Source organism: Pedobacter sp. MC2016-05, from assembly GCF_026239735.1.
Lineage (GTDB): Bacteria > Bacteroidota > Bacteroidia > Sphingobacteriales > Sphingobacteriaceae > Pedobacter.
The window spans coordinates 572,412-583,988 of record NZ_JAPIVT010000001.1; the positions used below are offsets into that span (position 1 = coordinate 572,412).

7 protein-coding genes are annotated in these 11,577 nt (G+C 38.4%); 5 read left to right on the top strand and 2 right to left on the bottom strand.

Translation table 11 applies throughout. From position 1 onward, the window contains the following. Window positions 1-98: 98 nt before the first annotated feature. The 5 genes from OQZ33_RS02500 to OQZ33_RS02520 all read left to right on the top strand — a co-directional run bounded on the left by OQZ33_RS02500 (window position 99) and on the right by OQZ33_RS02520 (window position 8,171). Window positions 99-2,039: a polysaccharide biosynthesis protein gene (locus tag OQZ33_RS02500; protein WP_265797458.1), complete on the top strand. Its 1,941-nt coding sequence runs from the start codon at window positions 99-101 to the stop codon at window positions 2,037-2,039. Window positions 2,040-2,045: 6 nt separating this feature from the next. Beyond that, window positions 2,046-3,659, top strand: a complete 1,614-nt coding sequence (locus OQZ33_RS02505; RefSeq protein ID WP_265797459.1) for a gliding motility protein RemB — start codon at window positions 2,046-2,048, stop codon at window positions 3,657-3,659. Between the two features lie 729 nt (window positions 3,660-4,388). Then, on the top strand, window positions 4,389-4,772 hold the full coding sequence (locus OQZ33_RS02510; RefSeq protein ID WP_265797460.1) for a response regulator: 384 nt from the start codon (window positions 4,389-4,391) through the stop codon (window positions 4,770-4,772). After that, on the top strand, window positions 4,759-5,844 hold the full coding sequence (locus OQZ33_RS02515; RefSeq protein WP_265797461.1) for a sugar transferase: 1,086 nt from the start codon (window positions 4,759-4,761) through the stop codon (window positions 5,842-5,844). Before OQZ33_RS02510 ends, OQZ33_RS02515 begins: the two co-directional genes overlap by 14 nt. Before the next feature lie 521 nt (window positions 5,845-6,365). Next, complete coding sequence (locus tag OQZ33_RS02520; protein WP_265797462.1) at window positions 6,366-8,171, top strand: gliding motility-associated C-terminal domain-containing protein; 1,806 nt, start codon at window positions 6,366-6,368, stop codon at window positions 8,169-8,171. Between the two features lie 346 nt (window positions 8,172-8,517). Here OQZ33_RS02520 and OQZ33_RS02525 read toward each other — a convergent pair whose 3' ends face one another. Beyond that, a complete protein-coding gene (locus OQZ33_RS02525) occupies window positions 8,518-10,470 on the bottom strand; it encodes an OmpA family protein (RefSeq protein WP_265797463.1) in 1,953 nt (650 codons plus the stop codon). Window positions 10,471-10,656: 186 nt separating this feature from the next. After that, window positions 10,657-11,577 (bottom strand): type IX secretion system membrane protein PorP/SprF, encoded by a 921-nt coding sequence (locus OQZ33_RS02530; RefSeq protein ID WP_265797465.1) that lies wholly within the window; start codon window positions 11,575-11,577, stop codon window positions 10,657-10,659.

Sequence of the window (11,577 nt, forward strand, 5' to 3'; positions counted from 1 at the left end):
ATTATTAACGGATTCGGTAATTAGATTGGCAATCTGGAATACATGGTATTATTATTGTTGTAAAAGCTTAAATTTGACTGATTTTAATACCGCACATTTTGTTTACTCAATTTAACATTGTTCCACGATGGGTCATTTTCTTGTTGGATCTGATCATATCCAGCCTTTCCTTGATTTTCGCTTATTCATTGCGATATAATCTGGATCTTACTGCTGTTGATATTTCTGAAATGGCGCGAAATCTTTTGGTACTTGGAATAATTAATGTTGCGGTTTTTTTTCATATAAAAACTTTTACAGGAATTATTCGATATACCAGTGCACAGGACTCTTTTCGTATTTTAATCGCTGTAGTTATCGCCAATGGGACGTTTTTCGTATTAAACCTTATCGCAATTACGTTTTTTAAGTTCCCCCTGATTTCGTTTGCAATTTTGATTACCAATGGGCTAAGCAGTTTTTTGCTTTTAATGACTTATCGGGTACTTATAAAATATTTTTTCCTATATATTAAAAATCTGAACCTGGAAAATCAAAAAGTGATTATCTATGGCGCAGGAGAGGCAGGTCTTGCCACAAAGAGAACCTTTGATCATGATGGCAGTGTCAATAAAAATATAATTGCTTTTGTGGACGATGATCCCCGGAAAATTGGGAAAACTATCGACGGAATAAAGATTTTGGATGCAAAATTATTAAGCTCATTGATAAACAAGCATGAATTGGATGAAATCATTTTTGCATCCTATTCGATTCCACCTGACAAAAAAGATGAAATTGTAGATTTATGTTTGGAAAATGATATTAAAGTTCTCAATATTCCTCCACTGAACGTGTGGATCAATGGTCAATTGAAACCTTCACAAATCCAGAAATTAAATATAGAAGATCTACTTAATCGAAAACCTATTAAGATTAATATCGAGGGTATCGGGGCGATGCTTAATAATAAGAGGATATTAATTACCGGAGCTGCAGGTTCAATCGGGAGTGAGATTGTCAGGCAGCTCTCTAAATTTGACGTGGCCCTTATCATCCTTTGCGATCAGTCAGAAACGGCCCTTCACGAGCTTTATCTCGAATTAGAAGAAAGCAATAGCAATAAGAATTTCCATGCTTTTGTTGGTGATGTTCGCGATGATCAACGCATGGATAAGCTGTTTGAAACCTACAGACCTCACTATGTTTATCACGCAGCTGCTTACAAACACGTGCCATTAATGGAAGATAATCCGGCTGAGGCGATAAAAGCAAATGTTCTTGGGACTAAAACTATTGCTGATAAGTCGGTTAAGTTTGGGGTGCAAAAATTTGTTATGATTTCCACGGATAAAGCAGTTAATCCCACTAACATTATGGGTGCATCCAAGCGAATTGCGGAGATTTATGTACAGTCATTAAATAAATCTTTAAGTACTGACGGTTTTATTTTTAGCAACGGCTTGCAATATATCAATGAACTAAACGTTAAGCCGATTACGAAATTTATCACTACAAGATTTGGAAATGTCTTAGGTTCAAACGGATCTGTGATTCCCAGGTTTAGGCATCAAATTGAAAAGGGAGGACCTTTAACAGTGACCCATCCCGAAATAACCCGATATTTTATGACAATTCCGGAAGCCTGTCGATTAGTATTGGAAGCAGGTTGCATGGGACAAGGTGGAGAAATCTTTGTATTTGATATGGGCAGGTCCGTCAAAATTGTGGAGTTGGCAAAAAAAATGATTCGTTTAGCTGGTTTGGAACCCAACGTGGACATCATTATTGAATATTCCGGACTAAGACCTGGTGAAAAATTATATGAGGAATTACTAAACGACAATGAAAATACATTGCCTACCCATCATGAGAAAATCATGATTGGAAAGGTGAGAGAATATGTTTTCGAAGAGGTTGAAAAAAAGATTCATGAATTAATAGCCTCAGCTAAATCTGACAATGACCGGAAAGTGGTGATGTATATGAAAAAACTGGTTCCTGAATTTAAAAGTAAAAACTCAATTTTTGAGGAGCTCGATAAAATCATAAATGAATAAGTGTTAATGAAGAAAAATCTACTCTTGGCTGTGATAGCCGTTTTAGCTTTGGGTGTACAGGCACAAGAGGTTACACCAAACCGTATTATTCCATATGATTATCAGTTTTATCAAAAACTGAATCCTGCAGTTTACGATCGTGAAACAAAATTCCATTCTGCTATCAAAGGATTTTATAGTGATGAGAATGTATTACAGGCCCGCTATGATTCACTGATGAATATGGGCACTGATAGTCTGAATAGGAGAAGTTGGATTCACCGCAAATTATTTCAGGAGCATCTTTTAGAATTTAAAAGCGAAGATTACAATATTTATGCTGATTTTTTACCTGATTTTCAAATCGGAAAAGATATTGTCGGTAATCGTTCCACGTGGTTGAATACAAGAGGATTTCAGGTAGGTGGAAACGTTGGTAAGCAGTTCTCATTCTATCTGAATGGTTTTGAAAATCAGGGAAAGTTTGCTAATTATATTAACAATTATATCGTTGCCAATCAGGTAGTGCCCGGTCAAGGGTACGGAAAGTTGGGTGCCGATACCCAAGACTGGTCCTATGTTTCGGCTTTGATTTCCTATACTCCAAGCAAGTATTTAAATTTTGCTCTAGGTTACGATAAGAATTTTATAGGAGATGGATACCGGTCGATGTTACTATCTGATGTTTCATCGAACTATACATTTTTTAGAACTCGGGCGACCTTAGGAAGTGTTCAGTACCAGACTATATTTGCATATATGCTTGATCCTGGTGCGCCAAAGCTATCCAGTGAGAGAAAATTGGGTGATAGGGGTAAATGGATGGCTGCTCATTATGTTGATTGGAATGCTACAAAGCGTTTCTCAGTCGGTTTTTTTCAGGCGGTGACCTGGGCTGATGCGGAGATAGAAGGGAAGAGGGGGTTTGACTTCAATTATATTCATCCGTTTGTTTTTCTTCGTCCAATCGAGAGTACCAATACAAACTCACCCGATAAAATGCGCCTAGGTTTAAATCTTAAATATGAGGTTCTAGATAAGACAGCCCTCTATGGTCAGTTTATGCTAGATGAATTCACGGCGAAAGAGTTTTTTGCGGGAAATGGCTATTGGGCTAATAAATTTGCCATTCAGTTTGGATTAAGAGGTTCTGACCTTTTCAAGGTTTCAGGATTAAATTATTTGGCAGAATTCAATACAGCTAGACCCTATACTTATGCTCATTTCGACCGCATTTCGAATTATGCCAATTATAATCAATCACTTGCCCATCCTAAGGGTGCAAATTTTAGGGAATTCTTGGGGATTGTGAATTATAGTTATAGGCGATTAGACTTTCAGGCGCAAGCTTTATACGCTAGGTATGGCTTGGATCCTGAAGGTTTGAATTATGGTGGAGATATATTTAAAGGTTATGAAACCCGCTCAATTGATTATGGTAGTCACATTGGACAGGGGATCGGAACCGATCTTTACTATATGAAAGGTCAAGTGTCATATTTGTTAAATCCTAAATATAACCTTCGTCTTGAAGTTGCTGGAACTTACAGGAATGAAAGCAATTTGTCGGGCGCCAATAAAACAGGTCTATTGACAATTGGTTTGAGGAGCTCCTTTAGAAACATTTATCATGATTTTTAATTTACTGGAAATTGTGATCCTGCTCATGACATAGACTGGTTTGATAGATTTCGGCTTGAGACAGGTTTTGTGTTTTCGTTAAGAGCTCAAAAAGAGAATCATTCCTAAAGAATAGTGCGATCTTGGGCTATTACTCCAGGTTAATTTCGAAACCATAATTCTATTAAGACAAGTGTTGGGATATTTGCGCTAATCACTAGTAAACGCTTGTTTGGTAGATTAAATAGTTTACCGCAGGCAAGCCAACCTAAGATTGACTTAATCAGTTGGCTTTTAAATCATTTAAGAAATCAATAGGTGGGTGCAGTTGCCTCTCTATACAGGCATCTATTGTGGAGACAAAAATCGGGGTAATGGTCTCCGTTCTACATATGATAAGATAAGGAGATAAAAATGGTGTTGCCTCTATTAACGTTGATAATTATGGACGCGATGATTGACTGCCATATATTTACATGCAACGATGGCTTTAATAGTGAATCATAATCTCTAAATAGATCCCTTAAGATATTCAGATATTCTCTACTTAATGCAATTACTTAATTAGTGATAATTGCACATTTTCCGGTACCGGGATATACCCTCCTTGTCGCTAATCTATCATCAGTCTCAACAATGCATTAAACATCTGATAAAAACGTATTGACATATATCAAATTTAGGCGTTTAAAAAACCTTTTGTATTTTTAATTCTACGAATTAAGGTTATTTTTGAATATAAAAATTACTATGAGGGTTAAAGAAATACTTGTAATAGATGGAGAAATCCATATGCTCAACCTGTTACAGATTTTATTAAAAGATAAATATCAAATACATCTTAAAAGTGGGGCTTTAGAAGCGTTGCAATGGTTGCAGCAAGGTAATCTTCCTGATTTAATCATTACCGAATACGAAATGCCCCATATGAATGGTTTGGAGCTCATTAACAATCTCCACATCAGTGGTCTTTATAGTAACGTGCCTGTTATTATTCTTTCTGCAATGCAGGATGTTGATCTTCATTTAAAAATGTCAGCACGATCCGTTGCTGCCTGTGTGTCCAAGCCATTTAATCCAGAGGTTTTAGATATGGCGATTACTGGTGTTTTCAGTAAATATGAATTCAACTAGTACGCCGATTTCCGTAAATAACAGAGAAACGATACGGGTTGTTTACGCCGGTACAGGTCTTTCTAATTTGATCATTCCTTTTCTTAACGATTATTTTCAGATTAAGTCTGTAAGAGGGATAGCGGAATTGGATGATTACATATACCGGCAAACCCTTATTACATTGCCCGATGCAATTCTGGTTGAAGTTGACGATGTTCAGGCTTGTCAAGCTTTTGTTGAGAGGCTTAAAAGAAATACGCTCCTCAGCCAGATTATCATTATATTCTTGTCAAAATTGCCAAATGATGGCCTATCAAATGTGGCTAGGTACCTATATGTCCATGATCACTATTCAGCACCTGTGCCTGTGGAGAATTTACGGGACCGAATATTGTTTTTAATTAAATTCCGATCTATTCAACCCCGTCTTAGCCAGTCTGCAATCCAAATTCAGTCATCAACCAGAAATTTTCCTCTCAAAAAACGAATGTTTGATCTAACGGTATGCATTTTTGTCTTTTTGCTAATGGCACCAATCTTTGCTCTCATTGCTCTTGCTATATTCATTGAGTCAGATGGACCGATAATTTATAGGAGCAAACGTGTCGGGGCGAGGTACAAAATCTTTGATTTTTTCAAGTTCCGCTCGATGCACCATCACAGCAATGTGGAGTTGAAGAGTCTTTCCGACTCCAATCAATACAAAATAATTGATGGTGAGAATCCAATTTTCAATAAAATTCAGAATGACCCGCGAGTGACTCATGTTGGAAGATTTATACGAAAGTACAGCTTGGATGAATTGCCTCAATTGTTTAATGTAATCCGCGGAGATATGTCTTTGGTAGGCAATAGACCACTTCCACTCTATGAAGCTGTTTGTCTGACCTCAGATGAGTGGGCAGTGCGTTTTTTGGCCCCCGCTGGATTGACTGGTCTTTGGCAGGTGAGCAGGCGCGGTAAAAAAAGTATGTCTGAGAGAGAACGTAAAAAACTTGATAACTTTTATGCAAAAAACTACTCTTTGCGTTTAGATATAAAAATCATCTTATCTACCCTACCAGCAATGGTTCAAAAGGGAAATGTATAACTGATTAGCTCAGCTAATTGAAAGTTTCCAATACAAATTAATCCTAGGTAAATAAGGGTTCAAATGGGATCAGATATCGTCCAGAAGGCTGATGATAATAATTTTATAGGGGAATTTTGTTGCGGTTAAGTTTATCTATAGTATTTCTAGATTTCGCATCAATTTAATAAACTTTCTGTTATGGCTAATGCTGTAGATGCCGGATCATATTGTCGTTCTAAAAGGCTTCCATTTAATAAGCGTTGTTCAAGATAAGAAAATATTTGGAAAACTTGGTTGAGGGGTAAATAGCCTTATTAAGTTGTTGATTACTAATTTTATATGAATCTATCTGTTTACGAGAGAGCTTCGATCGCTAAATTAAGTATATATAAGAATTAACTGAAAGTATTTTGTGGCATCTTTTTTGAGATTTGTCTCCACCGATGCAATATCCAACTAAACTATCCCTAATACTGCTTTTAGTATTTTGCAGCTTAACAAGCTTTGGGCAGGAATGTAATGGATCACTGGGGGAGGCGATGATTAATCTAGATTTTGACCGTGGCCAGCCTTTATTCGGTCCCTCAATTGGAAATGCCACGACATATGAGTTTGTTTCTGCGGAACCAAAGGACGGCGAATACACCATAGCTAAGAATACAATCGGAATGTATCCTGACAATGGATGGCATCAGATTTCCAATCATACCCCAAATGACCCTAATGGATACATGATGATTGTTAATTCTTCTATCAACCCAGGTATTGTATTTCAAAAAACGCTATCGCCATTATGCGCAGGGACCACCTATGTGTTTGAGGCCTGGGTAGTGAATTTGATAAATTATCCGGGGATAAGGCCGAACTTAAATTTCCAAATCGAAACAAAAACCGGTCAAATTCTCAAGGTATACAATTCGGGAGAGATACCTGATAGTCAAGTGCCCGAGTGGCTAAGGTTTGCTACAACATTCACCGTCGGTAATGAAACAGATCTGGTACTAAAGATTATTAATTTAGGAGTTGGAGGAATTGGAAATGACTTGGCTTTTGATGATATCAGCATTCGGGCCTGTGGGCCAATTATTACTCAAAAGATAGACAGTTTAGAGGGGTTAAATGAGGACCTGTGCGAAGGTGAAAGTGCTAGTTATCGATTAGAAGCCAGTGTCTCAGCGGATTTTTATGCCAACCCTAGGTATCAATGGCAATCCAATACCGGTGCGGGCTGGAACGATATAGTCGGTGAACGTAGCATGGTCTTCACTGCAGTGTTTAATAATGCACGGGCGGGAACTTATCAATATAGATTACTTACAGCCGATGAAAGCAATATAAATTCTCCTTCTTGTAGGGTGAGCTCATCTGTCTTTACCATCAGGGTAAACGGTGAAGCAATTGCCGAAAATTCTGGGCCAGTGTGTGTTGGTGGAACCATTCAGTTAAGTGCGCGTAATGCCGCATCCTATAGTTGGACTGGTCCAAACTTCTCCTCACAGGACCAGAACCCCATTCTTTTAAATGCCAGTAAAGATATGAGTGGAGATTACATCTTAACCGTAACTACCAACGGCTGTACGACCAGTGATACAACTACTGTTTCTGTTTTGGATCAGGTAAAGGCGCTTACAGACATCACAGATGCTACAATCTGTGAAGGGGATTCCTTAAGGCTAAGTGCATCTGGAGGGATCAGTTATGAGTGGATTCCCAGCGACGGCCTATCCAATCCCAAATCGCCAAATCCGACTGTTTCCCCAAAAGAAAATACGGTATATCGGGTATTGGTTTCTAATGGGGCCTGTTTTGATTATGCAGATATCAATATCACAGTTATTAAAACCCCTATCGTTAATGCCGGAATAGATATAAAAATACTTGAGGGACAATCAACAAGGCTAAACGGGAAAGTAACTGGAGATTACGAGAGGATTTACTGGACGCCGACAGACCATTTGGATGATCCTTCAAGCTTGAACCCTACAGCTACACCTCCAACCAGCATAAGGTACACCCTAACTGCAGTGCCCAGGCTGGGCTGCAAAATCGCGAGTGATGAGGTTTTTATTAAGGTTTCCCCAAATATTATCATCCCGAATTCCTTTTCACCAAATGGGGATGGAATAAATGATATGTGGGTAGTCCCGGATACCTATGCCTCCTCGCAGTCCTTTATTAAAATTGTCAACCGAAACGGGCAAATGGTTTTTCAGAGCAATGGCTCATTTAAACCCTGGGATGGAAAATTTCATGGCAGAGATCTTCCATCAGCAGTATATTATTATAGTGTTTACCTCAGTGATGAATTCGAAACATTTAGTGGTTGGATTAATTTGATTAGATAACTGCCTAATCGGTATTATCATGAATATTTAAAATCGAACTATATCAGTTAGGAAATAATGTTTTTTTCACGAGATAACGCTTTATCTTCGAATCATTGCCGATCAATTTAACTCAATAAAAGACGCCCTTAGGTTTATCGCTGATAAATAATCAGCGATAAAATCTTTTTTGCTAGTCAACGCTCATCTCAAATTGTAAGGGTTGATTGGCAATCCCTCAGATAAAACCCATTATATCTTTGAATAATAACGCCCCGATCTCCTGATTAGAAGATCACAGTGTTTTCTTCCCGATGATATGATGCAGGAAGGACTTTCCATAGCAGTGGTATTTACATTATAGTTGCTATTGATCAGCACAATTTTGCTGTGTAATGTTCACTCCTTGAAGTATGACGTCAAACTCCGTTCTTCTATTAAGTTGCTGATCTTCTTCTGAGCAATTAATTCCGTCATAGCACCGGTTTACCAAGCGAGTTTTTCCATAATATTCTACCCTGATCCGATCAGCCCTGATTCCCCTTGCAATTAAAAATGCCTTCGCTGACTCACCTCTTCTAAGAGAGAGACTTCTATTATATTGCTCTGAAGCCCGGCTATCACAGTGGCTTGATGTAATAACCCTGATATCAGGATATTTACGCATTAAAGTAGCAAGTTCCTCTAAAGCTGGTTTGGCATCTCCTCTAATTTCTGATCGGTCAAGATCATAATAGATATTTTTTACGGCATAAACTTTTTTTAGCGAATCACAGTGATTAAGTATGTATTGCTGCGCATTTTCTGTTTTATCGAGTTGAATGTTCAGATTAATCACCGAATCTTTTTGAATGCCTACTGAGCTTGCGAAGTGGATGCCGTTAACGTAGCTCAGCTTCTGTGCGGTGACTTCGTAGTCTGTTTCCAGGGGTAAATCTCTTTTGTATCTGCCTTTATTATCGGTACGAATGGTATCAATCCCATCAAGGTGTCGCATTAGCAGTCTACTGCCCGCCAGCGGAATACGAGTTCGTGCATCTGTCACTATTCCTTGTAGCGTGATTTTGTAGCTCGACCTTTTGAACTGATAGATATCATCGTTTCCTCTTCTGTTAGAACTGAAATAGCCTATTTTATCATCAGGAGTTATAATAAGTCCAAAGTCATCAGTTGGAGAGTTTATGCCATTGCCCATATTTACTGGCTTGTTAGAAGGCTTCATATCTTTGAGTTCCACGTAAAAAAGATCCAATCCACCAAATCCTGCCAGCCCTGTTGAGGAAAAATATAGGTTCCCAGATTTATCAAGATAGGGAAACATTTCATTCCCTTCGGTATTGATTTCCTTCCCAAGATTGATAGGTTTAGTCCAATCTCCCTGCCCGGATCTAACGCAATAATAAAGATCAGTTCCACCAAATCCCCCTGGTCGATCAGATGAAAACACAAGGATATTTCCATCTGCGCTTATTGCTGGATGTCCGGTAGAGAAGTCATCTCCATTGTATGGAAATTCTCTCACTAAATTCAAATTCGGTCCATAAACAGTAAATAGCTTAAGTTTCACAATCCCGTCAGCACTTTTAGCAGTCCTGCCATTGTTATAATTGTTTCTGGTGTAAATTATAGCTCCGTCAGGAAAAACGGCTGCAGAAGCATTATGATATTTGTTTTCCAATCTTCCCCCAAGTTTTTTTACAAATTTTTCTTGGCCTTCCAGTAAACCAAGTGTATCCCGCTCGATACTACTGCGATAAGCGGACAAAATCCGACTATCGTTACTTGTTTGTTCGGTATCATCATCATTGTATTTTATTTTTTGAGAATGGGGAGAATTCTTGCTATTGATGAAGCTATCCGGGTTTATTACTTTAATTGATTTGATTTCAGGTACATAATAAAGTTGGGTGAAAGGGGTATTGTCCCATCTAAATATATGTTTGGTTAGCGTTGAGGATTGCCGGTTACTACTGAAAAGAAGCCCCTGTTTGTAAAAAGTTGGGCTGTATTCGGCAGCCTGACTATTGATGTTCAAAAAGCCGATCGACCAGTTAGCCGAGTTTTTAACCAAATTTTTTAAGTTCGTTGAAGTAAATGCCGCTGCACGTCTATCTCCTGGAGATAGTGCAAGAAATCTCCTATACCATTTTTCTGACTGTTCGTATTGCTCGTTATTGGCAAGACTTTCAGCATAATACAAAGCCCATTCATTCTTAATATTTTTCCTGGAGATAAGCCAGCTGTAGCTTTTAAGCGCTCCTGGATAATTTCTTGTCTTTCTATAGCTAGTCGCAAGCATCTCCTGGGCTTCCACATTCATAGAGTCCTTGGATAAAAGTTTTTGAAGCTTCACAATCGCAGAAGTATACTCTAAAGCTTCAAAGTTTTTCCTTGCACCGATAAGAAGTTGTTGGGAATTAGTTTCCTGCCCTTGCAAACTGGAAAAAAAGCAGCATAATAATAAAAGGCAAAAAAGATGCGTTAATTTTTTTTTATAAAGCATAGTCTAAAAAAATCTTGGTGATATTATTTTGTTTCGCTCAAACCCAAACTCGTATCTAAGCATAATTTCATGGCTGCCGGAGTTAAAATTCCGAAGTTGGGTAGTACTCCTGTCGTAGCTATATCCAAAACGCAGTTGAGGAGTTGCTTGAACTTCCAGAAGGGCAGCAATGTCAGCACTCGAGCGATATCCAGCGCCAATGGCTAATACATCTTTGATCCATAAACTTGCATTCAGGTCTGCCTCAATAGGTGCACCTTTAACCCCTTTAATTAGAAATGAAGGTTTGAGCTTAAAATCCGATGATAAGGGAAAAACATACCCCGCAGTAAGGAATAGATGTGGTACCTGGCTAGCCTGTAGCGCATCACCATTGCCGCTATTATTCAGCTTATTTGTTAATAAATCCTGCGCGGAAAGGCCAAGATAAAATTTATCTGAATTATAGTACACCCCTGTACCTACATTGAAAAGCACTTTACTTGCATCATTTACAAAAGCAGGATCAAAACTTTGGTTACCACCTAAAGATATAGAACTATACCGTGCATTGAAGTGACTCATGCTTGTTTGTATGCCAAAGGCTAAACTCCCTTTCTCTAAACGGATCCGGTAAGCGAGCGCGGCAGAGCCTCCTGTAGTTTGTGTAACACCTAATTTATCACTGAAAACCTGGAAACCTATCCCTAATCTTTTATTCATAATGGGAGCATCTACCGTCAATGTTCCTGTCCTTGGAGCTCCATCAATGCCTGTCCATTGATTTCTGTACAGTGCAGTGGCGGAAATGACATTACGGCTTCCAGCATAAGCTGGGTTAATGGCAAGGGTGTTGAACATGTATTGGGTATACATCGCATCCTGCTGTGCCCAGCTCATCGTAGAAAAAATGGAAAGAATGACTAATATTATATATTTTTTCAT

Excerpts from the sequence above, each read along its gene's own strand:
- OQZ33_RS02505 (WP_265797459.1), top strand. The coding sequence starts at position 2,046 with ATGAAGAAAAATCTACTCTTGGCTGTGATAGCCGTTTTAGCTTTGGGT.
- OQZ33_RS02510 (WP_265797460.1), top strand. The coding sequence starts at position 4,389 with ATGAGGGTTAAAGAAATACTTGTAATAGATGGAGAAATCCATATGCTC.
- OQZ33_RS02515 (WP_265797461.1), top strand. The coding sequence starts at position 4,759 with ATGAATTCAACTAGTACGCCGATTTCCGTAAATAACAGAGAAACGATA.
- OQZ33_RS02520 (WP_265797462.1), top strand. The coding sequence starts at position 6,366 with ATGATTAATCTAGATTTTGACCGTGGCCAGCCTTTATTCGGTCCCTCA.
- OQZ33_RS02525 (WP_265797463.1), bottom strand. The coding sequence starts at position 10,470 with ATGAATGTGGAAGCCCAGGAGATGCTTGCGACTAGCTATAGAAAGACA.
- OQZ33_RS02530 (WP_265797465.1), bottom strand. The coding sequence starts at position 11,577 with ATGAAAAAATATATAATATTAGTCATTCTTTCCATTTTTTCTACGATG.